This window comes from Geodermatophilus sp. SYSU D01045 (genome assembly GCF_054050295.1).
In genome coordinates this window covers 115,783-139,023 of the sequence record NZ_JBJGZB010000011.1, presented here as the reverse complement: position 1 = coordinate 139,023, position 23,241 = coordinate 115,783, and the positions used below count along the sequence as shown (strand labels likewise).

General features: G+C 75.4%; 24 protein-coding genes and 1 pseudogene. 9 read left to right on the top strand and 16 right to left on the bottom strand.

Annotated features, from left to right (window positions below):
- Positions 1–7: 7 nt before the first annotated feature.
- From ACI798_RS11245 to ACI798_RS11230, 4 genes are read right to left on the bottom strand one after another with little or no spacing between them, the layout of a single operon-like run.
- Entirely contained in the window at positions 8–1,231 is a 1,224-nt protein-coding gene (locus tag ACI798_RS11245) for an NADP-dependent isocitrate dehydrogenase (RefSeq protein ID WP_457047944.1), read from the bottom strand.
- Positions 1,232–1,291: 60 nt separating this feature from the next.
- Positions 1,292–2,245 (bottom strand): malate dehydrogenase, encoded by a 954-nt coding sequence (gene mdh, locus ACI798_RS11240; RefSeq protein WP_456940001.1) that lies wholly within the window; start codon positions 2,243–2,245, stop codon positions 1,292–1,294.
- 53 nt (positions 2,246–2,298) lie between these two features.
- Entirely contained in the window at positions 2,299–2,598 is a 300-nt protein-coding gene (locus ACI798_RS11235; protein ID WP_456940002.1) for a DUF3017 domain-containing protein, read from the bottom strand.
- Positions 2,595–3,467 (bottom strand): bifunctional methylenetetrahydrofolate dehydrogenase/methenyltetrahydrofolate cyclohydrolase, encoded by an 873-nt coding sequence (locus tag ACI798_RS11230; RefSeq protein WP_456940003.1) that lies wholly within the window; start codon positions 3,465–3,467, stop codon positions 2,595–2,597. Before ACI798_RS11230 ends, ACI798_RS11235 begins: the two co-directional genes overlap by 4 nt.
- Before the next feature lie 82 nt (positions 3,468–3,549).
- Between ACI798_RS11230 and ACI798_RS11225 the strand changes: the two genes are divergently transcribed.
- A complete protein-coding gene (locus ACI798_RS11225; protein ID WP_457047943.1) occupies positions 3,550–4,158 on the top strand; it encodes a hypothetical protein in 609 nt (202 codons plus the stop codon).
- Between the two features lie 57 nt (positions 4,159–4,215).
- On the opposite strand, the gene ACI798_RS11220 is transcribed toward ACI798_RS11225, so the two are convergent.
- The 7 genes from ACI798_RS11220 to sucC all read right to left on the bottom strand — a co-directional run bounded on the left by ACI798_RS11220 (position 4,216) and on the right by sucC (position 11,741).
- Positions 4,216–4,845: a pentapeptide repeat-containing protein gene (locus ACI798_RS11220; protein ID WP_457047942.1), complete on the bottom strand. Its 630-nt coding sequence runs from the start codon at positions 4,843–4,845 to the stop codon at positions 4,216–4,218.
- Positions 4,842–6,410 (bottom strand): bifunctional phosphoribosylaminoimidazolecarboxamide formyltransferase/IMP cyclohydrolase, encoded by a 1,569-nt coding sequence (gene purH / locus ACI798_RS11215; protein ID WP_457047941.1) that lies wholly within the window; start codon positions 6,408–6,410, stop codon positions 4,842–4,844. Before purH ends, ACI798_RS11220 begins: the two co-directional genes overlap by 4 nt.
- A complete protein-coding gene (gene purN, locus ACI798_RS11210) occupies positions 6,407–7,015 on the bottom strand; it encodes a phosphoribosylglycinamide formyltransferase (RefSeq protein ID WP_456940007.1) in 609 nt (202 codons plus the stop codon). Before purN ends, purH begins: the two co-directional genes overlap by 4 nt.
- 31 nt (positions 7,016–7,046) lie before the next feature.
- Positions 7,047–8,243, bottom strand: a complete 1,197-nt coding sequence (locus ACI798_RS11205) for a cell division protein PerM (protein WP_457047940.1) — start codon at positions 8,241–8,243, stop codon at positions 7,047–7,049.
- A gap of 136 nt (positions 8,244–8,379) precedes the next feature.
- Positions 8,380–9,420 carry a hypothetical protein gene (locus ACI798_RS11200; RefSeq protein WP_457047939.1) on the bottom strand — a complete coding sequence of 347 codons (1,041 nt, stop codon included), beginning with the start codon at positions 9,418–9,420 and terminating at the stop codon, positions 8,380–8,382.
- A gap of 190 nt (positions 9,421–9,610) precedes the next feature.
- Entirely contained in the window at positions 9,611–10,489 is an 879-nt protein-coding gene (gene sucD / locus ACI798_RS11195; RefSeq protein ID WP_457047938.1) for a succinate--CoA ligase subunit alpha, read from the bottom strand.
- 91 nt (positions 10,490–10,580) lie between these two features.
- Positions 10,581–11,741: an ADP-forming succinate--CoA ligase subunit beta gene (gene sucC, locus ACI798_RS11190; RefSeq protein ID WP_456940011.1), complete on the bottom strand. Its 1,161-nt coding sequence runs from the start codon at positions 11,739–11,741 to the stop codon at positions 10,581–10,583.
- Between the two features lie 54 nt (positions 11,742–11,795).
- Here sucC and ACI798_RS11185 point away from each other — a divergent pair.
- A pseudogene (locus ACI798_RS11185) lies at positions 11,796–12,542 on the top strand (CocE/NonD family hydrolase C-terminal non-catalytic domain-containing protein); the annotation flags it as partial.
- A gap of 82 nt (positions 12,543–12,624) precedes the next feature.
- Here ACI798_RS11185 and ACI798_RS11180 read toward each other — a convergent pair.
- Both ACI798_RS11180 and ACI798_RS11175 read right to left on the bottom strand, forming a co-directional pair.
- Positions 12,625–13,002, bottom strand: a complete 378-nt coding sequence (locus tag ACI798_RS11180) for a cobalamin B12-binding domain-containing protein (RefSeq protein ID WP_457047937.1) — start codon at positions 13,000–13,002, stop codon at positions 12,625–12,627.
- On the bottom strand, positions 12,999–14,096 hold the full coding sequence (locus ACI798_RS11175; protein ID WP_457047936.1) for a hypothetical protein: 1,098 nt from the start codon (positions 14,094–14,096) through the stop codon (positions 12,999–13,001). Before ACI798_RS11175 ends, ACI798_RS11180 begins: the two co-directional genes overlap by 4 nt.
- A 188-nt stretch (positions 14,097–14,284) precedes the next feature.
- Between ACI798_RS11175 and ACI798_RS11170 the strand changes: the two genes are divergently transcribed.
- A complete protein-coding gene (locus tag ACI798_RS11170; protein WP_456940014.1) occupies positions 14,285–15,175 on the top strand; it encodes a lipase family alpha/beta hydrolase in 891 nt (296 codons plus the stop codon).
- A 192-nt stretch (positions 15,176–15,367) separates the two neighbouring features.
- The gene (locus tag ACI798_RS11165; protein WP_457047935.1) at positions 15,368–16,261 is read left to right on the top strand and encodes a M23 family metallopeptidase; all 894 of its coding nucleotides are present in this window, start codon (positions 15,368–15,370) and stop codon (positions 16,259–16,261) included.
- A gap of 15 nt (positions 16,262–16,276) precedes the next feature.
- Here the strand turns inward: ACI798_RS11165 and ACI798_RS11160 are convergent, their stop codons facing one another.
- Positions 16,277–16,822: a TetR/AcrR family transcriptional regulator gene (locus ACI798_RS11160; protein ID WP_456940016.1), complete on the bottom strand. Its 546-nt coding sequence runs from the start codon at positions 16,820–16,822 to the stop codon at positions 16,277–16,279.
- Between the two features lie 77 nt (positions 16,823–16,899).
- On the opposite strand from ACI798_RS11160, the gene ACI798_RS11155 reads away from it, so the two are divergent.
- On the top strand, positions 16,900–17,562 hold the full coding sequence (locus ACI798_RS11155; protein ID WP_456940017.1) for a GAP family protein: 663 nt from the start codon (positions 16,900–16,902) through the stop codon (positions 17,560–17,562).
- A 38-nt stretch (positions 17,563–17,600) separates the two neighbouring features.
- Here ACI798_RS11155 and pcrA read toward each other — a convergent pair whose 3' ends face one another.
- Positions 17,601–19,895 carry a DNA helicase PcrA gene (pcrA, locus tag ACI798_RS11150; protein ID WP_456940018.1) on the bottom strand — a complete coding sequence of 765 codons (2,295 nt, stop codon included), beginning with the start codon at positions 19,893–19,895 and terminating at the stop codon, positions 17,601–17,603.
- A 252-nt stretch (positions 19,896–20,147) separates the two neighbouring features.
- On the opposite strand from pcrA, the gene ACI798_RS11145 reads away from it, so the two are divergent.
- Positions 20,148–20,417 carry a chorismate mutase gene (locus ACI798_RS11145; RefSeq protein WP_456940019.1) on the top strand — a complete coding sequence of 90 codons (270 nt, stop codon included), beginning with the start codon at positions 20,148–20,150 and terminating at the stop codon, positions 20,415–20,417.
- 21 nt (positions 20,418–20,438) lie between these two features.
- Here the strand turns inward: ACI798_RS11145 and ACI798_RS11140 are convergent, their stop codons facing one another.
- Positions 20,439–20,843: a YybH family protein gene (locus ACI798_RS11140; protein WP_456940020.1), complete on the bottom strand. Its 405-nt coding sequence runs from the start codon at positions 20,841–20,843 to the stop codon at positions 20,439–20,441.
- Between the two features lie 177 nt (positions 20,844–21,020).
- On the opposite strand from ACI798_RS11140, the gene ACI798_RS11135 reads away from it, so the two are divergent.
- From ACI798_RS11135 to ACI798_RS11125, 3 genes are read left to right on the top strand one after another with little or no spacing between them, the layout of a single operon-like run.
- A complete protein-coding gene (locus tag ACI798_RS11135; RefSeq protein WP_457047934.1) occupies positions 21,021–21,593 on the top strand; it encodes a carboxymuconolactone decarboxylase family protein in 573 nt (190 codons plus the stop codon).
- An 11-nt stretch (positions 21,594–21,604) separates the two neighbouring features.
- Positions 21,605–22,492, top strand: coding sequence for an RNA polymerase sigma-70 factor (locus ACI798_RS11130; RefSeq protein WP_456940022.1), 888 nt, complete (start codon positions 21,605–21,607; stop codon positions 22,490–22,492).
- A 9-nt stretch (positions 22,493–22,501) separates the two neighbouring features.
- Entirely contained in the window at positions 22,502–23,236 is a 735-nt protein-coding gene (locus tag ACI798_RS11125) for a PIG-L deacetylase family protein (protein ID WP_457047933.1), read from the top strand.
- Positions 23,237–23,241: the final 5 nt, after the last annotated feature.

Genomic DNA, 23,241 nt, shown 5'->3' with positions numbered 1-23,241 from the left:
GACTACGTCAGGCCATGGCCTTCTGCAGGTTGCCGTCGATGGCCGCCAGGAAGTCCTGGGTGTTCAGCCACGGCTGCTCCTTGCTGATCAGCAGCGCGAGGTCCTTGGTCATCTGGCCGCCCTCGACGGTGTCGATGCAGACCTTCTCCAGGGTCTCGGCGAACCGGGTGACCTCGGGGGTGCCGTCGAGCTTGCCGCGGTGGGCGAGGCCCCGGGTCCAGGCGAAGATCGACGCGATCGGGTTGGTCGAGGTCTGCTCCCCGCGCTGGTGGGCGCGGAAGTGACGGGTGACCGTGCCGTGCGCGGCCTCGGCCTCGACGGTGCGGCCGTCGGGGCTCATGAGCACCGAGGTCATGAGGCCCAGCGAGCCGAAGCCCTGGGCGACGGTGTCGGACTGCACGTCGCCGTCGTAGTTCTTGCACGCCCAGACGTAACCGCCCTCCCACTTGAGGGACGCGGCGACCATGTCGTCGATGAGCCGGTGCTCGTAGGTGATGCCGGCCTGCTCGAACTGGTCCTTGAACTCGGCCTCGAAGACCTCCTGGAACAGGTCCTTGAACCGGCCGTCGTAGGCCTTGAGGATCGTGTTCTTGGTGGAGAGGTAGACCGGGTAGCCGCGCTGCAGGCCGTAGCTCATCGAGGCCCGCGCGAAGTCGCGGATCGACTCGTCGAGGTTGTACATGGCCAGGGCCACGCCGGCGCCGGGCGCCTGGAAGACCTCGTGCTCGATCGGCGCGGAGCCGTCCTTCGGCGTGAAGGTGACGGTCAGCGTCCCCTCGCCGGGGAAGCGGAAGTCGGTGGCGCGGTACTGGTCACCGAAGGCGTGACGGCCGACGACGATCGGCTTGGTCCAGCCGGGCACCAGCCGCGGCACGTTCGAGATGACGATCGGCTCGCGGAAGATGACGCCGCCGAGGATGTTGCGGATCGTCCCGTTCGGGGACCGCCACATCTTCTTGAGGCCGAACTCCTCGACCCGCGCCTCGTCCGGGGTGATGGTGGCGCACTTGACGCCCACGCCGTGCTTCTTGATCGCGTTGGCGGAGTCGACGGTGACCTGGTCGTCGGTGGCGTCGCGGTGCTCGATGCCCAGGTCGTAGTACTCCAGGTTGACGTCGAGGTACGGCAGGATCAGCTGGTCCTTGATGAACTTCCAGATGATCCGGGTCATCTCGTCGCCGTCGAGTTCGACGACGGTGCCCTCGACCTTGATCTTGCTCACGTCAGACATTCCCTCTCTGCAGCCCCGGCCCGTCGGGCCGGGAGTCGGTCAGGTCGCGGTGCAGTCGCTCTACAGCTCCGCGACGTCGGCCTGCTTGGCGCGCACGGCCTCGGCCGCCTCGCGCAGCCCGGCCAGCTCGCTCTCGGTGAGGTCCCCCTCGACCACCCGGCGCACACCCTGGCGCCCGATCTCGGCCTCGACGCCGAGGTACACACCGGAGATGCCGTACTCGCCGTCGACCCACGCGCACACCGGCATGACGGCACCCGAGTCCTCGATGACCGCGCGGGCCATGCGGGCCGCGGCAGCCGACGGCGCGTAGTACGCCGACCCGGTCTTCAGCAGCGCGACCACCTCGGCGCCGCCGTTGCGGGTGCGCTGCACCAGGTGCTCGATGCGGTCCGCGGCCAGGACGTCGGCCAGCGGCTTGCCGTCGACGGTGCAGCGCGAGGGCACCGGCACCATCGTGTCGCCGTGCGAGCCGAGGGTCAGGGTGCGCACCGAGGACACCGGGACGCCCAGCTCCTCGGCGACGTTGTTGGTGAACCGGGCGGTGTCGAGCATCCCGGCCTGGCCCATGACCCGCTCCCTCGGGAAGCCGGTGGCCAGCTGCGCCAGGGCGGTCATCTCGTCCAGCGGGTTGGACACCACGATGACGACGGCGTCCGGCGAGGTCCGCGCGACGTTCTCGGCCACCTCGCGGACGATCTTCGCGTTGGTCTCGATGAGGTCCATCCGGCTCATGCCGGGCTTCCGCGGCAGGCCGGCGGTGATCACGACGACGTCGGACCCCTCGGTGCCCTCGTACGAGCCCCCGCCGACGCCGACGACCCGCGTCTCGAAGCCCTCGATGGGGCGTGACTGGTTGATGTCGAGGGCCAGGCCCTCGGGCTTGCCCTCGACGATGTCGGTGAGGACGACGGTCTCGAAGACGTCGTACTCCGCGAGCCGGAGGGCGGTGGTGGAGCCGTAGAAGCCGGCACCGACGACGGTGACCTTGCCGTTCCTGGGCTGCTCTGCCATGGGCGTCAACCTAGACCCGGGACCCCGGTCGCCGCGCCCGCGGGCCGCCGCGCTCAACTGCCCGGGACGACGAGGGTCAGCGCCGACAGCGCGACCCCCGTCCCGGCCATCAGGACGACGTCGACCGGCCGGCTGCGGACGGCGAGGAAGCCGACCCGGCGGACGGGGAGGACCAGCCGCAGCACGGCCGCGCCCACGAGCGCCAGCCCGACCACCAGCAGGCCGCGCCGCCAGTGCTCCAGCGCCACCATCCCGAGCCCCACCGCGACCACGACCAGCACCGCGAACAGCGGCAGCTGGCGCAGCAGCCCGGCCAGGAACGGCCGGCGCAGGTGGAGCGGCGGGCGCGTCATCGGGCGGTGAGCACCTCGTCCGCGGCGGCCCGCTCGGCGGCCAGCACCACGTTCTGCAGCAGCATCGCCCGGGTCATCGGCCCGACCCCGCCGGGGTTGGGCGCCACGTGCCCGGCCACCTCGACGACGTCCTTCGCGACGTCGCCGGCGATCTTCCCGTCGACCCGGCTGACGCCGACGTCGAGCACCGCGGCGCCCGGCTTGACGACGTCGGCCGTGACCAGGCCGGGCACGCCCGCGGCGGCGACGACGACGTCCGCGGCGCGCAGGTGGGCGGCCAGGTCCCGGGTGCCGGTGTGGCAGAGGGTCACCGTGGCGTTCTCGGTGCGCCGGGTGAGCAGCAGCCCGAGCGGGCGGCCGACGGTGATCCCGCGCCCGACGACGACGACCTCCGCACCGGCCACCGGGACGTCGTACCGGCGCAGCAGCTCGACGATGCCGACCGGCGTGCACGGCAGCGGCCCGTCGACGCCCAGCACCAGCCGGCCGAGGTTGACCGGGTGCAGCCCGTCGGCGTCCTTGGCCGGGTCCATCGCCTCGAGGACGGCGTACTCGTCGACCTGGCGGGGCAGCGGCAGCTGGACGATGTAGCCGGTGCACGCGGGGTCGGCGTTGAGCTCCTCGACGACGGCGAGGACGTCGGCGAGCGTGGCGGTGGCCGGCAGCTCGCGCTGGATGCTGGCGATGCCGACCTGCGCGCAGTCGGAGTGCTTGGCGTTGACGTACCAGCGGCTGCCCGGGTCGTCGCCGACCAGCACCGTGCCCAGGCCCGGACGGTGACCGGCCGCCGTCAGGGCCGCGACGCGGGCGGTGAGCTCCTGCCGGATGGTGGCTGCGGTCGCCTTGCCGTCGAGGATCGTCGCGGGCACCCCGACAGTGTGCCGGAGGCGCCCCCGGGGCGACCCGCGCGGCCCTACCCTCGCGGGGAGCCCCCGCGATCGAGGAGAGCCGATGACCGAGCGCGACCCGTCCACCCAGCAGCTCGGCGCCGACTGGCGGGAGCAGACCACGCCCGGTCTGGCGCCCGTGACCGGCGCCTCCGCGGTGGGCCCCGGCGCGTACGGCCAGGCGGGCCCGAACCCGTACACGACGCCCAGCTACTCCACCCGGCCGGTGCCGGTGCGCGGGCCGGACTCGCTCGGCGGGCTGCTCCTCATCCTGGCCGGCGTCGCCGCCGCGGTGAGCCTGCCGCTGCGCTGGCTGGCGCGGCGCGACGACACCGGCTGGAGCCTCGTCCGCCGCGGCTTCGACGAGGCCGGCGGCGGCTTCGGCGCCCTGGTGGACTCCGGCTTCTGGCAGCCGCTCGCCGTCGTCCTGGGCGGTGGCGTGCTGTTCCTGCTCGGCGTCCTGCTGTGGCTGCCCGCGCGGACGCACCGGACCCTCGGCGTCCTCGCGCTGTTCGTCAGCGCGCTGGCGATCGCCGCGGTGCTCGTGCCGTTCGCCGCGGAGGACTGGGACCCGTCGGCCTTCGGCATCGGCTTCTGGTTCGCCTGCGCCGTCGGCGTCCTCGGCCTGCTCGGCGCGCTCAAGGCGATGCTCACCGGCCCCCGCTACCGCTGACTCCGGCCGTGCACGTCCACGGAGGTGCGCGGGGCACCTCCGCGGAGGTGCGCGGGCTCAGCCCTCGACGAGGGCGCCGTGGGCGCGGGCGACCTGCACCGCCTGCACGAGGTCGACCCGGACGCCGGTGAGGTCCAGGCCCCGCCACGGCCAGGCCTCGGTGGCCGCGCCGCGCAGGTCGGTGCCGCGCAGCCTGGCGCCCTGCAGGCGGGCGCGGCCGAGGTCGGCGCCGGTGAGGTCGCACTCGCGCAGGTCGGCGTCGGTGAGGTCGGCCTCGCGGAACCGCTGACCGGACAGGTCGCTGCCGGACAGGTCGACGCCGCGCAGCGACGTCCAGCTCCAGTCGGAGTCGGTGCTGGTCAGCGGCCGGACGACGGCGCCGGGGAACTGCGAGCCGGTGAGCTTGCAGCCCTCCCAGACGGCGTCGATCAGCCGGGCGCGGTCGAACCGGCAGGACAGGAACGCGCTGCCGCGGTGCCGCGAGCCGCTCATCCGCACGCCGGTGAGGACGCAGGAGTCGAACACGCAGCGGCGGGTCACCAGCTCGGTGAGGTCGGCGTCGTCGAACCGGCAGCGGGTGAAGGTGACGCTCTCGAGCTCGGCGCCCCACCAGTCGACGCGGGCGAGGTCGGCGTCCTCGAGCTCCTCCCCCGGTTCCGGCGGACCGACGTGGGGGCGGCCCCTCAATGCGCGAAGTGGCGGGTGCCGGTCAGGTACAGCGGGACGCCGGCCGCGCGCGCCGCGGCGACGACCTCCTCGTCCCGCACCGACCCGCCCGGCTGCACCACCGCGCGCACCCCGGCGTCGAGCAGCACCTGCAGACCGTCGGCGAAGGGGAAGAACGCGTCGGAGGCGGCCACCGACCCCGCGGCCCGCTCCCCCGCCCGCGTGACCGCCAGCCGCGCCGAGTCCACCCGGTTCACCTGGCCCATGCCGACGCCGACGGTCGCCCTGTCGTGGGCGAGCAGGATCGCGTTGCTCTTCACCGCGCGGACCGAGCGCCACGCGAACACGAGGTCGTCGAGGCCGGCGGCGTCCAGCGGCTCCCCGCAGGCCAGCGTCCAGGTGGTCGGGTCGTCGCCGGCGGCGTCGATGCGGTCGGCGCTCTGCAGCAGCAGCCCGCCGCCGACCGGCCGCAGCTCGACCGGGGGCCGGCCGGCCTCGGGCAGCCGCAGCAACCGGATGTTCTTCTTCGCCGTCAGCACCTCGACGGCGTCCGCGGTGAACGACGGCGCGACGACGACCTCGGTGAACACGCCGGCCACCTGCTCGGCCATCGCCAGGTCGACCTCGCGGTTCGCCGCGATGACGCCGCCGAACGCCGAGACCGGGTCGCAGGCGTGCGCCTTGCGGTGGGCGGCGGCGACGTCCGGGCCGACGGCGATCCCGCACGGGTTGGCGTGCTTGACGATCGCCACGCACGGATCGCGGTGGTCGTGCGCGGCCCGCCACGCGGCGTCGGTGTCGACGTAGTTGTTGTAGGACATCTGCTTGCCGTGCAACTGCTCGGCGTGCGCGATCCCCCCCGTCCCGGCGCCCGGCTCGCCGCTGCGGTACAGCGCCGCCCGCTGGTGCGGGTTCTCGCCGTAGCGCAGCACGTCGGCGCGCTCCCAGGACGCCCCGACCCAGGACGGGAAGCCCGACTCGTCGTCGGGGGCCAGCACGTTGCCCATCCACGAGGCGACGGCGATGTCGTAGGTGGCGGTGTGCCGGAAGGCGGCCGCGGCCAGCAGCTGCCGCTCCGGGAGGGTGAACCCGCCGGCGGCCACGGCGGCGAGGACGTCGCCGTACCGGGCGGGGTCGACGACGACGGCGACCGACGGGTGGTTCTTCGCGGCCGCACGCACCATCGCCGGGCCGCCGATGTCGATCTGCTCGACGCACTCGTCCGGCGTCGCGCCCGACGCCACCGTCTCGGTGAACGGGTAGAGGTTCACGACGACGAGGTCGAAGGCGGCGATGCCGAGCTCCTCGAGCTGCGCGACGTGCTCGGGCTTCCGCCGGTCGGCGAGGATGCCGGCGTGCACCGCCGGGTGCAGCGTCTTGACCCGCCCGTCGAGGCACTCGGGGAAGCCGGTGACCTGCTCGACCGGGGTGACCGCGATCCCGGCGTCGGCGATCCGCCGCGCGGTGGCCCCGGTGCTCACCAGCTCCACGCCGGCGTCGGCCAGGCCGCGGGCGAGCTCCTCGATCCCGGTCTTGTGGTACACGCCCAGCAGGGCACGGCGCACCGGGGTCCGGCTCTCGGTCATCGCGCGCTCTCCTCCGTCGTCCCGGTGACGAGTCGCGCCACCGTCTCCACCAGGAGCGTCCGCTCCACGGCCTTGATCCGTTCGTGCAGGCGGTCCTCGTCGTCGCCCGGCAGCACCGGCACCTCGCGCTGGGCGAGCACCGGGCCGGTGTCGACGCCGGCGTCGACCAGGTGCACCGTGCTGCCGGTGACGTCCACGCCGGCGGCCAGCGCGTCGCGGACGGCGTGCGCGCCCGGGAACGCCGGCAGCAGCGCGGGGTGGGTGTTGACCAGCCGGCCCTCGTAGCGGGCCAGGACGGCGGGGCCGACGATCTTCATGAACCCGGCGGACACCACCAGGTGGGGCTCGTGCGCGGCGATCGCGGCGGCCAGCGCGCGGTCCCAGGCGGCCCGGTCGGGGAAGTCGCGCAGCGCCACGGCGAAGGTCGGCAGGCCGCGGCGGCGGGCGTGCTCCAGCCCGGCGGCGTCGCGGTCGGCGCCGACGGCGACCACCTCGGCCGGGTAGCCGGGGTCGTCGGCGGCCTCGAGCAGCGCGGCGCACAGCGATCCGGTGCCCGAGATCAGCACGACGACCCGCGCCCGCGGGGAGGACTCGGGGCCGGGCACGTCCGCGACCCTATCGACGGCGCCGGGGCCCTCAGCCGAGGGACCGCCAGCGCGCGGTGGCCGCCCCGACCGCCGCGGCGACGCCGGCCTGCAGCGCGACGGCGAGCGCGGTGGTCACCGGCGGCGCGCCGACGTCGGCGAGCGCGCCGTCGCCCAGCGAGCCGCCGGCCACCGCCGCGAGGACGCCCACGGCCAGCCCCAGGACGGCGCCGGCCAGCACGCCCCACAGGCCGGCGACCACCGAGCCGCCGTCGTCGTCGGTCATGCGGCGGCCCAGCGCCACGCCGGTGACCAGGCCGGCCAGCGCCGGGACCGCCTGCGAGACGAACGCCAGCAGCGGCACGGCCTGGGTGTCGGGCAGCGCGGCCAGCAGCGGGAACGCCGGCACCGGCCCGAGGCTGATGCCGTGGACCGAGACGACGGTGCCGGCGCCGACGGCGAACCCGGGCCCGGCCGCCACGCCGAGCGCGGCCGCGGCGGCGTTGGGCAGCAGCAGCGCGCCGAGCGCCAGCGTGCCCACCGCGCCCGCGCCCGAGCCGCCGAGGGCACCCGCGACCGCGGCATAGCCGGCGGCGTCCGAGGCCAGCGCGACGGCGACGACGGCGAGGCCCAGCGCGCCCGCGGCGAGCAGCCCGGCGAGGACGGCGGGCAGCAGCGGCCGCACCGGCCCGGGCAGGCGGTCGAGGACGCCGTCGAGCAGGTCGCCCTCGCGCAGCACGCCCCAGCCGACGGCGACCGCGGCGAGGACGGCGGCGCCGACGCCGCAGCGCAGCAGGTCGGTGCGGGCGCCGGGCCCGTCGACGGCGAGCCCGAGCAGGACCGCCAGCAGCGCGTGCACCGCGACCGCGGTCGCCACGACGCCGGCGGCGGCGCGCGCACCGGCGGGTCCGGTGACGCGCACCACGCCCCGCCCGGCACGGTCCAGCCCCCAGGCGACGGCGAGGGTGAGCAGCAGCGGCGCGAGGACCAGCGGCCCGGACGGCAGGTCGAGCCCGCCGCCGTTGGCCAGCAGCCACAGCCGGCCGCCGACGCGGGCCGCGCTCGGGACCGACAGCCCGCCGGCCGGGTCGAGGGTCTCGACGACGACGACCGCGAGGCCCAGGCCGAGCAGCCCGAGCAGCGAGACCGCGGCGGTGGCGGCGGCGGTCAGCGCGGCCGGGTACCAGGGCCGCCCGGCACCGGGGCCGCGCTGTCCCGGCAGGGGCAGGCGCGCCAGCAGGGAGACCACGTCCCCACTCTCGCAAGCGTGCCCGCCGTCTGTCCGCCGCACGCGCCGGGACGGGGGTGGAACGCCGACGAGGGCCGGCGGCAGGTGCCGCCGGCCCTCGTCGGGACGGGTGCGCCCCTGACGGGGCGCAGTCGGGTCAGGGCTGGCCGTGACCCGAGGCGGAGGAGCCGCCGTGCTGCCCGGAGGGGTGCTGCCCGGGGTCGGTGGCCGGCGACGGGGTGTACGGCTGCCCGTGGCCCGGCTGGACCTGCGCCCCCGGCTGGCCCCACGGCTGCGCCGGCCGGCCGCCGTACGGGGCGGGCTGGCCGTACGGGCCCGGGGCGCCGTACTGGCCCGGCGCCGCGGGCGGGCCGGCGGAGGCGCCCTGGCCGACGCCGAAGTCCGGCGCCTGCTGGTTGGCCCACTGCGCGGCACCGGCGAACGCGCCGGGCAGCGCCGGCTCGGTGCGCATCTCCGGCAGCAGCCGCAGGAACGCGAACACCGCGACCGCGACGGTGACCAGGAGACCGAGCAGCGCGAAGACCGAGAAGCCGGCGTCGAAGGTCTGGATCCAGGCGACGAGGGTGAGCAGCGCGGCCAGCCCGGCCAGGCCCACGGTGATCCAGCTGCGCGGGAAGCCCAGGTCCAGCTGCACGAACGCCGGCAGCAGCGCCCACACGGCGGCCAGGAGCAGCAGCACGAAGCTGAAGGTCACCAGGCCGCTGACCTCGAAGCCGGAGAAGCTGTAGCTGATCTCCGGGACGTCGAACCCGGGGACGTCGAAGCCGAAGTCGTCGCTGCTGGAGAACGTCGCCCACGGCAGCAGCGCGAGGACCAGGTAGACCAGCGCACCGGCGGCGACGACGTAGTCGGCCATCTTCAGGCGCTTGAGGTCGAAGCCCGCACCGGCCGGGCGCGGGGCCTGGCCGTACGGCGACGGGGCGCCGGGAGGCGGCTGCTGGCCGTACGGCTGCCCGTAGGGCTGCTGTACACCGTGGGGCTGCTGGCCGTAGGGCGGCTGCTGCCCGTACGGGGCCTGCTGGCCGTAGGTCGGCTGCCCCGGCGGAGCGAAGGGGGGCGGTGGCTGCTGGCCGTACCTCGGCTGCCCGTACGGGGCCTGCTGGCCGTACCCCGGCTGGCCGCCCGGTCCCGGCTGCCCGGGCATCCCGGGCTGCTGAGGCGGCTGACTGGACGTCATCGTTCGACTCTCCCTCGTCACATCGGTACGGCGTCGCGGATGCTCTCCCCCGCCGTGAACGGGCTGCAACCTCGCCACGCTCGCCCCTCACCACGAGGGGCGAGATCGTGACCACCCCGCAACCCGTCCCCGGGAAGCGGAACTGCCCCGGCTCCTGGGGAGGGGCCGGGGCAGTTCACGGAGGCGGCGCTCAGGCGCCGACGATCTCCCGCATGAGGCGGGCGGTCTCCGACGGCGTCTTGCCGACCCTGACCCCGGCGGCCTCGAGGGCCTCCTTCTTGGCCTGCGCGGTGCCGGCCGAGCCGGACACGATGGCGCCGGCGTGGCCCATCGTCTTGCCCTCGGGCGCGGTGAACCCGGCGACGTAGCCGACGACCGGCTTGGTGACGTTGGCCGTGATGAAGTCGGCCGCGCGCTCCTCGGCGTCGCCGCCGATCTCACCGATCATGACGATGGCCTCGGTCTCCGGGTCGTCCTGGAAGGCCTGCAGGCAGTCGATGTGCGTGGTGCCGATGACTGGGTCGCCGCCGATGCCGACGCAGGTGGAGAAGCCGATGTCCCGGAGCTCGTACATCATCTGGTAGGTCAGCGTGCCGGACTTGCTGACCAGCCCGATCTTGCCCTGCTTGGTGATGTTGGCCGGGATGATGCCGGCGTTGGAGCGCCCGGGGCTGATCAGGCCGGGGCAGTTCGGGCCGATGATCCGGGTGGCGCTGCCCTGGGCGTGGGCCCAGAAGTAGGTCGAGTCGTGCACCGGGATGCCCTCGGTGATGACGACGGCGAGCCCGATCTGGGCGTCGACGGCCTCGATGACCGCGCCCTTGGCGCCGGCCGGCGGCACGAAGATGACGCTGACGTCGGCGCCGGTCTCCTTCATGGCCTCGGACACGTTGCCGAACACCGGCACGCTGGCGCCCTCGAAGTCGACGCGCTCGCCGGCCTTCTTCGGGTTCACGCCGCCGACGATCGCGGTGCCGGAGGCGAGCATGCGCTGGGTGTGCTTGCGCCCCTCCGAGCCGGTCATGCCCTGGACGATGACCTTGCTGTTCTCGTTGAGGAAGATCGACATCTCTTCAGGTCCTGTCTGGAAGTGATGGAACGGCCCCTGTCCAGGGGCCCGCCCCGAGCCTGCGAGGGGTGGGGAGGAGAGGGGTCCTTCCTCAGGCGGCGAGCTCGGCGGCCCGGCGCGCGGCGCCGTCCATCGTGTCCACCAGGGTCACCAGCGGGTGGTTCGCCTCGGCGAGGATCCGCCGGCCCTCCTCGACGTTGTTGCCGTCGAGCCGGACGACCAGCGGCTTGGTCGCCTCGTCGCCGAGGATGCCCAGCGCGTGCACGATGCCGTTGGCGACGGCGTCGCAGGCGGTGATGCCGCCGAAGACGTTGACGAACACGCTCTTCACGGCCGGGTCGGACAGGATGATGTGCAGCCCGTTGGCCATGACCTCGGCCGAGGCGCCACCGCCGATGTCGAGGAAGTTGGCCGGCTTGACCCCGCCGAACTCCTCACCGGCGTAGGCGACGACGTCGAGGGTGCTCATCACGAGCCCGGCGCCGTTGCCGATGATCCCGACCTCGCCGTCGAGCTTGACGTAGTTGAGGTCCTTCTCCTTGGCCGCGGCCTCCAGCGGGTCGGCCGAGGCGGAGTCCGCGAGCTCGGCGTGCTGCGGGTGCCGGAAGGCGGCGTTCTCGTCGAGGGTGACCTTCGCGTCGAGCGCGAGGACGGTGCCGTCGGGCGCCTTGGCCAGCGGGTTGACCTCGACGAGGGTGGCGTCCTCCTGGGCGAAGGTCTCCCACAGCTGGACGGCGATGGCGATCACCTGGTCGCGCACCTCGGGGGCGAACCCGGCGGCGTCGACGATCTCGGCGGCCTTCTGCGCGTCGACGCCGGTCGTGGCGTCGACGGGGACGCGGGCGAGGGCCTCGGGCCGCTCGACGGCGAGCTGCTCGATCTCCATGCCGCCCTCGACGCTGGCCATGGCCAGGAAGGTGCGGTTGGCGCGGTCGAGCAGGTAGGAGAAGTAGTACTCCTCGGCGATGTCGCTGGCCTGGGCCACCATCACGCGGTGGGTGATGTGGCCCTTGATGTCCAGCCCGAGGATGTCCTGGGCGCGGGCCCTGGCCTCGTCGGCGTCCTCGGCCAGCTTGACGCCGCCGGCCTTGCCACGGCCGCCGGTCTTGACCTGCGCCTTGACGACGACGGTCTGCCCGATCTCGCGGGCGATCGCCTCGGCCTGGTCGGGTGTCTCGGCCACGCCGCCGGGCAGCACGGGCACGCCGTGCGAGGCCAGCAGGTCACGCGCCTGGTACTCGAAGAGATCCACGGACAGGCACCGTAGCCCTCGCGTGACCGCCCCGCCGCACCGGCGTTGGAGGGGGTGCGCCGCATCACACGCGGCAGCCCCCGGCCCCACTCGACGACGAGGAGCCCCGCCCGTGCGCCGTCTGCCACCCGTCCTGCTGACCGCCCTGCTGACGGCGGGGGTGACCACCGCACCGGCCCTCCGGCGGCCACCTCCGGTGGCGTCGTCCCCCGCGACCTGACCGTCACCGTCACCGGTCTGGGGCCGCCGGCCGCACCTGCACCGTACGACGCCGACCTCCACGTGCCGCCCGGCGCAGACCTTCTCCTACCACCGCGACTGGGTGCACGAGCAGACCGGCGACATCGCCGCCGCCTACGCCACGGCGCCGTCCTCCCCGGTGGGCCGACAGCGGACGCTGCGCCTTTCCGCCGGCGGCGCGCTGGTCGACAGCCCGCTGGCGGTCGTCCCGGGGCGGCCGGCTGGACCGGCGTCGCGCCGGTCGGGCCGAACCACACCGAGACGTCGTACCTCGACCAGACGCTGCCCGTCACCGACCCGCCGGGCACCGCGGTGCGGTTCTCGACGCCGCCGCTGACCGCGCCGGTCGACGTCGTCGGCTCGCCGCGGCCGGCCGCGCAGCTGGTGCTGTTCGCCGAGCTCTACGACGTCGGCCCCGACGGCGCGGTGGACCTGCCCTCGCGGCTGGTCTCGCCGGTGCGGGTGGCCGACGTGACCCGGCCGGTGACCATCGAGCTGCCGGGCATCGTGCACCGGTTCGAGCCCGGCCACCGGCTGGCGGTCGTGCTGGCCGGTGGGGACACGGCCTACCGGGGCTCCACGCTCCCCCAGCAGGTCGCGCTGGCCACCGGGCCGGGCCGGGTGCAGCAGCTGACCCTGCCGGTCACGTCCCAGCCAGCGCGGCGACGACGTCGCCGGGCGGGGTGCCGTCGGGGAACCGGCGCACCCCGTCCGGCAGGTCGCCGTCGTCGCTCCCGGGGTCGTCGCCCCCGAGGACGAAGGCGGTGACGTCGTCGACGCCGGCGGCGGCCAGCCGGTCGAGCACCTCCCGGAGCAGCCGCGGGGGCGCGCCGGCCACGCCGACGGCGTCGGCGTCCTCCTGGAGGACGGCCGCGGCCAGCCGCCCGGCCGAGGTCACCTCGCCGGTCAGCACCACCTCGGCACCGGTGTCGCGCAGCGCGCGGGCGAGGGCGACCGCGCGCGGGTCGTCCCGGCCGTCGGGGCCGGCGACGACGACGCGCAGCCGCTCGCCCGTCGTCACCGGGCGGTCGTGCGGCGCAGCCGCCAGGCGAGCACGGTGAGCAGCGCGTAGCCGAGCCCGGCGGTGAGCAGCCCGGCGCCGGGGATGGTCCACTCCAGCTCGTCGGAGGCGACGGCGTCGCGCAGCCCGCCGAGGCCGGCGGCGAGCACGGTCACCGCGACGGCGAGGAAGCCGCCGACGGCGGCCAGCCGCGGCCGCAGCGAGGGCGCCAGCACCGAGGCGAGCAGGACGGCGCCGGCCAGCAGCAGCCCGCCGAGCAGCGCCAGCCCGGGCCGCTCGAGCAGCGCCTGCGGGCCCTGCTGCTCCACGACGACCTCCAGGCCGGTGGAGGGGTCGTCGACCAGCCGGTCGGGGACGTCGGCGGCCGGCAGCGCCAGGCACAGCACGGTGAGGACGCCGAGCAGCACCGCCGCGCCGGCCAGCCCCGTGCGGGCGGGGTCGAGTGCGCCGCGGTCCTCCATGACCGTGCGGCTCCACGCCGCCGCGGCGCACCCGCCGGCCAGGACGGTCAGCGCGAGCCCGGCGACCTCCAGCCACCAGCCGGCCCCGGTCTGCACCGAGCTGGTGAGCACCCGCTCGCCGGCCAGCACCTCGACGCCGGGGCGGACGGTGGAGGCACTGCCGCGGTAGACCTCGATGAGCAGGGAGCCCAGCGCCAGCACGCCGCCGACGCCGGCGTAGGCCAGCCCGAACCGCGGCACCCGGCCCGCGGCCAGCCCGGCCCCCACCGCGACGGCGGTCAGGGGGACGACCAGGCCGACCAGCGCGCCGCCGAGCCCGCCGGCCAGCGACAGCTCCCGGCCGCCGACGACCAGGTAGGTCGGGAACAGCGCGGCTGCGCCGGCCAGGCCGGCGAGCACCAGCAGGACCCCCGCGGCGCGGGCGCTGCCGGGCCGGTCGCCGACGACGAGCCCGTCGTCGGCGACGGGAGCGGGGGCCGGCGGGCGGGCCGGGCGGCGGTCCGCGGCCGGGCGGGTACCCGTGCGCCGCGCCCCGGCGGCCGCGGCCCCGGTGCGGCGGGCACCCGCGCCCCCGGGCCGCCGGGCGCCGTCCCGGGTCCGGTCGTCGCGGGCAGCACTCTCACGGCCGGCCACGGGTCCCCCTTCGTCGAGATGTGTCGCGTTCCGGTCTCGATCTCGTCGAGATCCCCGCATCGTCCGTGTGACCGTCACCACACCAGGGCATTACCTTCGTGTGAACCGAGCACCACAACGGTGCTCCGCCGTCGACGGACCCGGGTCCCCTGGACACCGCCGGCGGCCGCCGAACGGGGAGGACGTCCATGCGCGCGACCGGCGACCCCGGGTGCCGTCCAGAGTCGCACACGGGACAGCCCTCCCCGGGTACGCCACGGGACGCCCTGCGCGCGCTGGTCTCCCCCACCACCGTCGCCGGCGGGCTCACCGAACTGGCCTGGGTCGGGGCGCACGCGCTGCTCTACCCGCTCGGCGCGCGGACCGAGGCCCTGCTGCTGGACCCGCGCCGCCGCCCGGGTGTCCAGCCGGCCGCCGTCCGCGCGCTGTTCGCCGCCGACCCGCTCGCCGCGCGCGTCCCGGTGCTGCTGGTCCACGGGCTCATCGACAACCGGTCGATCTTCACCGTCATGCGCCGCCGACTGCGGCGGCGCGGGTTCACCCAGGTCTGCACCTGGAACTACAGCCCGCTGCTGGGCGACGTCGCCGAGGGCGCGCGCGACCTGGGGGAGCACGTCGAGCGGATCTGCGCCCGGACCGGCCACGACCGCGTGCACCTGGTGGGACACAGCCTCGGCGGCCTCATCGCCCGGCACTACGTGCAGCGCCAGGGCGGGGGCCGTCGGGTGGAGTCGCTGGTGACCCTCGGCACGCCGCACGCCGGCTCGGTGCTGGCCCACCTGCTGCCGACGCCGATGGTGCGCCAGCTGCGGCCCGGGTCGCCGGTGCTCCAGGAGCTCGCCGAGCCGGCGCCGGACTGGTCGACCCCGATGACCGCCGTCTACAGCAACCTCGACCAGGTCGTCGTCCCCACCGTGGCCGGTCGGTGCGACCACCCGGACCTGCGCGCGCGCAACGTCCTCGTCCGCGGTGTGGGGCACATGTCGCTGCCGTTCCACCGCGGCGTCGTCGACGAGGTGGCCGCGACGCTCGCCGGGCTGCGGCCGGCCGCCCCGGCGCCGCTCGCCGACGCCGCCTGAGCGCCACCTCACCTCGGGGAGACATGGCGACACGCAGCGTCGCTTCCCCCGGTCAGTCCTGACGGAACGTTACGGTCCGATCACGGCGCCGGTACCCACCGGCGGGCGTCCTCCCGGACGCCTCCACCGCCGTCGCTCCCCCGACGGACTGCCCCGCGCAGCGGCCCCGGGAGCGTGGACGAAGGGTGTCCCGTGACCGCGCTCCTCGAGCCCGCGGCGACCGGCCGCCGGGCGACCGGGCCCGACACGACCGGCCGCATCTCGTCCGGCCCGCTGGGGACCCCGGCCGTGCCGCCGGTCCGGCGGCCCGCGGTGCCGGGCGCCGTCCCCGCGGTCGCCACCCCCGTCGCCCCCGAGGCCGTGGACGCCGCCGCGCCGGTCCCCGCCGAGGCCGCTCCCGAGCCGGCCGCCACCGAGCCCGCCGCCCGGCGCACCGTCCGCCGCCCGCCCGGCCGCCGCGGCCCGCTGTGGTTGGGCGCGCTCGTCGCCGGGGCGCTCGTCGTCGCCGTCCCCACGCTGACCGGCGGGGCCGAGGCGCCCGCCGCCTCGGTGAGTGCCGCCGACTACGGCCTCGGCGCCGCCGACATCGGGCTGACCGGGGACATGGAGGACGCCGGCGTCCGGCAGGGCATCACCCAGGCCGAGGCCGCCGTCCGGCTGTCCGAGCTGGCCGCCTCCCGCGCCGCCCGCGAGCCGCAGGTCGTCGCGCCGACAACCGGCCGGATGACCACCTGCTTCTGCCAGCGCTGGGGTTCCATGCACTGGGGCATCGACCTGGCCAACTCGCTCGGCACGCCGATCCACTCGGTCACCGACGGGGTCGTGCTGCGCGCCGGCCGCGCCTCCGGGTACGGCAACGCCGTCTACGTCCAGGACGCCGACGGCAACGTGCACATCTACGGGCACATGCGCTACTACGACGTCGAGGCGGGCCAGATCGTGCACGCCGGCGACGAGATCGCCAGGATCGGCAACGAGGGCCAGTCCACCGGCCCGCACCTGCACTACGAGATCCACCGCGGCGGCATGACCGGGCGGCCGATCGACCCCGAGGAGTGGCTCGCCGACCACGGCGTCACCCTCTGACGTCCGCCGCTCCGCTCACCCGCCGCGGAGGACCAGCCGGAGCACGGCGTCGGTCACCTGGGCCTCGACCCGGGCCGGCGCCAGCCGGCCCAGCCGGACCCCGTCCGCCGCGCCCGCGATCAGCCAGGTGAGCACCGTCAGCACCCACTCGGGGTCGACGTCGACCCGGAACGAGCCCTCCTCCTGCCCGCGCCGCACCAGGGCGCGCACCCGGTCCTCGGCGGCGGCGGCACGGGCGAGCAGCTCCCGCTCGACCAGCTCGTCCAGGGGCTGGGAGGCCACCAGGCCGTAGCGGGCACCCAGCGGGACCAGCCGGGCGACCAGTCCGCACAGGGCGGACGCGGCGTCGGCCCCGTCGTCGTCGATCGGCTCGGTGGCGACGGCGAAGGCCTCGACCGCCTGGCGGCACAGGGCGCCGACGAGCGCCGACCGGCTGGGGAACCGGCGGAACAGCGTGGCCCGGCTGATCCCGACCGCGCGGGCCACGTCCTCCATGGACGCGGCCGGGCGGGCGGCCAGGAGCGCGGCCGCCCCGGCCAGCAGCGCCTCGTCGTCGAGCACGGGCGACAGCGTACGCGCTTGAGACTTCGGCGTCTCAGATGAGACGATGATGGCATGACGTCGTCCCTCTGCCCGTCATGACCTCCACCCTGCTCGCCGGCATCCTGGGCCTGGCTCTCCTCGACGCGCTCAACCCGGCCACGATCGGCGGGGTCGCCCTGGTCCTGCTGGCCCCGCTGCGGCACCCGGTCGCCTGCGCGGCGGCCTTCGTCGGCGGGGCGTACCTCACCGTCCTGGCCCTGGGTCTGGCGGTCTGGTCCGGGGCCGAGGCCGCCGCGGACGCCGTCACCGGCGGGATCACCTGGGTCCGGCGGATCGCGCTCGGGATCGCCGCCCTGCTGCTGCTGGTCGCCGCCGTCCGCCGGTTGCGCAGCCGGCGTCGCGGTGCGGTCACCCTGCCGGCCTGGTTCGGCCCGTGGACCGCCGCGCCCGTCGGCGTCCTGGTCACCGGCGCGGACCTGCCCAACGCCTTCCCGTACCTCATCGCGATCGAGCGGCTCGTCACCGCCGACGTCGCCGCGGGGCAGGGGGTCGCGGTCCTGGCCGGCTACGCCCTCGTGTACTGCGCGCCGTGCCTGGTCCTGCTCGTCCTGGGCGCCTTCCACGGCGAGCGGGTCCGCCGGCGCCTGGGCGCCCTGTACGAGCGCATCGGCACGCCCCGGACCGTCCCCCGCAGCATCCCGGCCGCCCTCGGCCTGGTGGGGCTCGCCGCGGGTGTCACGGCCCTGGCGGTGGCGTGACCCGCCCGGGGCCGGTGCTCAGGGCACGCGACCGGTGATCAGAGCTTGACGAGGGGGGCGTAGCGCAGGACCAGGCGCTTGGTGCCGCCGGAGCCGAAGTCGACCGTGGCCTGCGCCTTGTCGCCGGCGCCGTTGACCTCGACCACCGTGCCCAGCCCGAACGCGTCGTGGCTGACCCGGTCGCCGACCTCGACGGAGATCACCGGCCGGTTGCCGCGGCCGCCGCGCAGCCCGCCCGTCGACAGGCCGGTCGCGGCCACCCGCTGCTGCGCCGACGAGCCGGTGCTCGGCGCCGGCGTCGGGTCGGTGCGCGCCCAGTGCACGGTGTCCGGGGGGAGCTCGTCGAGGAACCGCGACGGCGGGTTGTAGGCCGGCTGCCCCCAGCTGGTGCGCACCGTGGCGCGGGACAGGAACAGCCGCTGCCGCGCGCGGGTGATGCCGACGTAGGCCAGCCGCCGCTCCTCCTCCAGCTCCCGCGGGTCGCCCAGCGCCCGCAGGTGCGGGAACACGCCGTCCTCGAGGCCGGTGAGGAACACGACCGGGAACTCCAGGCCCTTGGCCGTGTGCAGCGTCATCAGCGTGACGACGCCGGCCTCGTCGCCGGAGACGGGGATCTGGTCGGCGTCGGCCACCAGCGAGACCTGCTCGAGGAAGTCGGTGACGGTGCCGCCGGGGTTGGCCGCCTCGAACTCCGCGGCCACCGAGATGAGCTCGTTGAGGTTGTCGACGCGGCCCTCGTCCTGCGGGTCGGTGCTGGCCTCGAGCTCGGCGAGGTAGCCGGTGCGGTCGAGGATGCTCTCCAGCAGCGCGGCCGGGCCCGAGCCGGTCTCGACCAGCTGCTCGAACTCCTCGAGCAACGCGACGAACTCCTGGATCGCCTTGAGCGAGCGCGGCGCCAGCGTGGTGATCTCCGGGCAGCGGCGCAGCGCCGACGGGAACGCGATCCGCTCCCGGTCGGCGAACTGCTCGATGCAGGACTCGGCCTTGTCGCCGATGCCGCGCTTGGGCGTGTTGATCACCCGGCGCAGGCTGACGACGTCGGCCGGGTTGGCGACCACCCGGAGGTAGGCCAGCGCGTCGCGGACCTCCTTGCGCTCGTAGAAGCGCACCCCGCCGACGACCTTGTAGGGCATGCCGACGCGGATGAACACCTCCTCGAACACACGGGAGGCGTTGTTGGTCCGGTAGAAGACGGCGATGTCCGCGGGCCGGACCGTGCCGGCGTCGACCAGCGCGTCGATCTGCTCGGCCACCCAGGCGGCCTCGTCGTGCTCGTTCTCGGCGACGTAGCCCTCGATCAGCTCGCCGTCGCCGGCGTCGGTCCACAGGCTCTTGGGACGGCGGCCGGTGTTCTTGGCGATGACGGTGTTGGCCGCCTTGAGGATCCGCTGCGTGGAGCGGTAGTTCTGCTCGAGCAGGATCGTCGTCGCGTCGGGGTAGTCGCGCTCGAACTCGTCGATGTTGCGGATCGTCGCGCCGCGGAAGGCGTAGATCGACTGGTCGGCGTCGCCGACGACGCACAGCTCGGCCGGCGGGACCGGCCCCTCGCCCGTGCCGACCAGCTCGCGGACCAGCACGTACTGCGCGTGGTTGGTGTCCTGGTACTCGTCGACCAGCACGTGCCGGAAGCGGCGCCGGTAGTGCTCGGCGACGTCGGGGAAGGCCTGCAGCAGGTTGACCGTCGTCATGATCAGGTCGTCGAAGTCCAGCGCGTGCGCCTCGCGCAGCCGCCGCTGGTAGAGCGTGTAGGCCTCCTTGAGCACCTTCTCCGGCGCCGTCTGCGGGCTGAACGCCTCCTCGTCGACCAGCTCGTTCTTCAGGTTCGACACCTGCGCGGCCAGGCTGCGGCCGGGGTGGCGCTTGGCGTCGAGGTCCAGGTCGCGGGCGACCATCGTCATCAGGCGCACCGAGTCGCCCTGGTCGTAGATCGTGAACGACGACTTCAGGCCCAGCTTCGCCGACTCGGCGCGCAGGATCCGCACGCACATCGAGTGGAACGTGGACACCCACATCGCCCGGGCACGCGGCCCGACCAGCTGGGCCACCCGCTCCTTCATCTCGCCGGCGGCCTTGTTGGTGAAGGTGATCGCGAGGACCTCGCCCGGCTGCACCCCGCGGGCGCCGAGCAGGTAGGCGATGCGGTGGGTGAGCACCCGGGTCTTGCCCGACCCGGCGCCCGCCACGATGAGCAGCGGGCCGCCCTCGTGGACGACGGCCTGACGCTGGGGACCGTTGAGTCCGGCCAGCATGCGGTCCAGGTCCCGGCCGGCCGAGCCGGGAGCGGAACGCTGGAGCGCGGCGGTTCCGGGAAGGGCCTGCTGCACGCTGCTCATAGCCACACCACTGTAGTTCGGACCGGCGACGGACCCGCCCGCGCCGGACCGCCCCTCGTGGCCGCCGGGCGTGCTGTGGCACACTCGGCGACGTGCTGCTCGCCACCATGAGCTTTTACTACGGGCACCGGGTTCCGGTGTCCGTCGCCGCCGGCTGAGCAGCCGCCGCAACGAACGCCCCGGGCCCGAGGAGCCCGGGGCGTTTCTCGTTCCCCGGGGTCCGACGGCCACTCCCCGCCCCGGAGGAACCCGATGACCGCCACCCTGCCGCCCACCGACGCCGACACCCGCATCGCCGAGCTGCGCGGCGAGATCGACGCCTGCGACGCCGAGCTGATCGCGCTGGTGCAGCGGCGCCTCGCCGTCTCGCAGCAGATCGGCGAGCTGCGCCGCTCCACCGGCGGCACCCGGCTGTCGCTGGCGCGGGAGCAGCAGGTGATCGACCGCTTCCGCGCCGCCCTCGGCCCGGACGGCGCCGCGCTCGGGATGCTGCTGCTGCGCCAGGGCCGCGGGCGCCTGTGACGAGGACCCCGCCGGGCCGGCTCAGCGTCGCTGGTCGGCCGGCGGGAAGTCGGCGTGCCGGTGGACCAGCCACCAGTCGCCCTCGACCCGCCGGTACACGTGCGTCACCCGGATCGTCATGTCCCGCGGCTCCCCGCCGTCGACGCGGACGGTGCCCTGCTCGAAGCCGACCGTGTAGGCGAGGTCCCCGCTGACCTCGACCACGTCGTAGCGTGGGACGAGCCGGCCGTCGCTGAAGCGGCCACCCACCCAGTCGAAGGTCTTCGTGACGGCGTGGTGGCCCTTCTCGATCGGCCCCCACGCGCCGAACAGCGTGACGTCGGGCGAGTCCGCCCAGCAGGCCGCGTAGGGACCGGGGTTGCCGGCGCCCATGGCGGCGAGGCCCTCCGCGACCCGGTCCATCGCCCGGGACAGTGCAGGGTCCACCTCTGCTCCTCCCCCGACGGGCCGGCGCAGCCCGTCGTACGCCTCCTGGTGACCGTCAGGATCCGCCTGCCCGCGTCCCCCGTGGAACCCCGGACCGCGTGTCACACCGCGGGCGGCTGCGTCGTCTCCATGAGGACACCCCACCCGAGAGGACACCCCACCCGAGAGGACGCCGCCGTGACCGGGACCCGCACCGCCCGCATCCCGCTCGACCCGCCGCGCACGCTGCTCATGCGCATCGTGGACCGGTACTCCCGCCGCCGGTTCGGCGCGACGCTCGAACCCGCCGCGGCGTTCGGCCACCACCCCCGCCTGCTGTTCACCCACCTGCGCCACGAGCAGTCCCTCGCCAAGTGGGACCGGCTCGACCCGACGCTCAAGTCGCTCGCGGTCATGTCGGCGGCGGTGACCGTCGGCTGCTCGTGGTGCGTCGACTTCGGCTACTGGATCGGGACCGCGCACGAGGGCGTGGACCCGGCCAAGCTGCGCGCCGTCCCCGCCTGGCGGGACAGCGACGCGCTCACCGACCTCGAGCGGCGCGTCGTCGAGTACGCCGAGGCCATGAGCACCACGCCGACGGGCGTCACCGACGAGATGGTCGCCGCCCTGCGGCGCGACCTCGACGACGCCGCCCTGGTTGAGCTCACGATGATGGTCGCCGTGGAGAACAGCCGGGCGCGGGCCAACAGCGCCCTGGGCCTGACCAGCCAGGGCTTCCGGGACCGCTGCGAGCTCCCGGCCCGCGCGTGACCGGCCCGCGCGTGACCGGCCCGCTGCCGGCGTTCGACGCGCACCGGCGGCTGCTGTTCACCGTCGCCTACCAGATGCTCGGCAGCGTCGCCGACGCCGAGGACGTGGTCCAGGACGCCTGGCTGCGCTGGTCGGCCGCCGACCGCGGCGACGTCGCCGACCCGCGCGCCTACCTGGTCCGGGTCACCACCCGGCTGGCGCTGGACCGGCTGGACTCCGCCCGCGCGCGCCGGGAGACCTACGTCGGCCCCTGGCTGCCCGAGCCGCTGCTCACCGACGGGTCCGGCGACCCGGCCGACGAGGCGGTGCTCGGCGAGGAGGTGTCGTTGGCGCTGCTCGTCGTCCTGGAGACCCTGTCCCCCGCCGAGCGGGCGGTGTTCGTCCTGCGGGAGGTGTTCGGGCTGCCGGCCGCGGAGGTGGCCGCCGCCCTCGGCCGCTCGGAGGCGGCGGTCCGGCAGATCGGGCACCGCGCGCGGGAGCACGTGGCCGCCCGCCGTCCGCGGTTCGACGCCGACCGGGCGGCCCACCGCGAGGTCACCGAGCGGTTCCTGGCCGCGTGCGTGGGCGGCGACGTCGACGCGCTGCTGGCCGCGCTCGCCCCGGGCGCGGTGCTGCTGACCGACGCCGGCGGCCGGGCGAAGGCGGCGCTGCGGCCGATCACCGGCGCGGAGAAGGTGGCCCGTTTCCTCGCCGCCGTCATCCCCGGAGGGGTGTCGGCGCCGGGGCTGCGGATGGTGCTGACCGAGGTCAACGGCCGGCCCGGGGTGGCGGCGTGGACCGACGGGGAGCCCCTCGTCGCGGTCTCCCTGGTGGTCACCGACGGCCTGGTCCAGCAGGTCCTCGTGGTGCTCAACCCGGACAAGCTGGCGGGTCTGCGGGCGGGCGCACCCCCTGCATAGGCTCCGTCGGTGACCGCCGTCCCGCCCCGCAGGCCCGCCGAGCACGTCGAGCGCGTCCTGTGCGTGCTCGCCCACCCCGACGACGTCGACTTCGGCAGTGCGGGCACCGTGGCGACCTGGACCGCGGCGGGCACCGAGGTCGTCTACTGCATCGTCACCGACGGCGACGCGGGCGGCTTCGACGAGACCCCGCGCGACCGGATGGGCCCGCTGCGGCGGGAGGAGCAGCGCGCCGCGGCCGCCGCCGTCGGGGTCACCGACGTGCGCTTCCTCGGCTACCCGGACGGCCGGCTGGAGCTGACCCTCGACCTGCGCCGGGACATCAGCCGGGTCATCCGGCAGGTGCGCCCGCAGCGGGTGCTCACCAGCTCCCCGGAGCGCTGGTACGAGCGGGTCGGCGCCAGCCACCCCGACCACATGACCGTGGGCGAGTCGACGCTGCGCGCGGTCTACCCCGACGCCCGCAACCCGTTCGCCTTCCCGGAGCTGCTGGCCGACGAGGGCCTGGCGGCGTGGACGGTGGAGGAGGTGTGGCTGGGCGCCAGCCCGCGGGCCGACCACGCCGTCGACGTGACCGACGTCGTCGAGCTCAAGTTCGCCGCGCTGAAGAGCCACGTGACGCAGGTCAGCCACCTCGACGACCTGGAGTCCTTCGTCACGGGCTGGATGGCGCAGACCGCCCGCCGCTTCGGCCTGCCCGACGGCCGCCTCGCCGAGGCCTTCCACGTCGTCCACACGGCGTGATCCGT

Coding starts and splice junctions, on each gene's coding strand:
- ACI798_RS11245 (WP_457047944.1), bottom strand. CDS start 1,231: ATGTCTGACGTGAGCAAGATCAAGGTCGAGGGCACCGTCGTCGAACTC.
- mdh (WP_456940001.1), bottom strand. CDS start 2,245: ATGGCAGAGCAGCCCAGGAACGGCAAGGTCACCGTCGTCGGTGCCGGC.
- ACI798_RS11235 (WP_456940002.1), bottom strand. CDS start 2,598: ATGACGCGCCCGCCGCTCCACCTGCGCCGGCCGTTCCTGGCCGGGCTG.
- ACI798_RS11225 (WP_457047943.1), top strand. CDS start 3,550: ATGACCGAGCGCGACCCGTCCACCCAGCAGCTCGGCGCCGACTGGCGG.
- purH (WP_457047941.1), bottom strand. CDS start 6,410: ATGACCGAGAGCCGGACCCCGGTGCGCCGTGCCCTGCTGGGCGTGTAC.
- ACI798_RS11200 (WP_457047939.1), bottom strand. CDS start 9,420: ATGACGTCCAGTCAGCCGCCTCAGCAGCCCGGGATGCCCGGGCAGCCG.
- sucD (WP_457047938.1), bottom strand. CDS start 10,489: ATGTCGATCTTCCTCAACGAGAACAGCAAGGTCATCGTCCAGGGCATG.
- ACI798_RS11170 (WP_456940014.1), top strand. CDS start 14,285: ATGCGCGCGACCGGCGACCCCGGGTGCCGTCCAGAGTCGCACACGGGA.
- ACI798_RS11155 (WP_456940017.1), top strand. CDS start 16,900: ATGACCTCCACCCTGCTCGCCGGCATCCTGGGCCTGGCTCTCCTCGAC.
- pcrA (WP_456940018.1), bottom strand. CDS start 19,895: ATGAGCAGCGTGCAGCAGGCCCTTCCCGGAACCGCCGCGCTCCAGCGT.
- ACI798_RS11145 (WP_456940019.1), top strand. CDS start 20,148: ATGACCGCCACCCTGCCGCCCACCGACGCCGACACCCGCATCGCCGAG.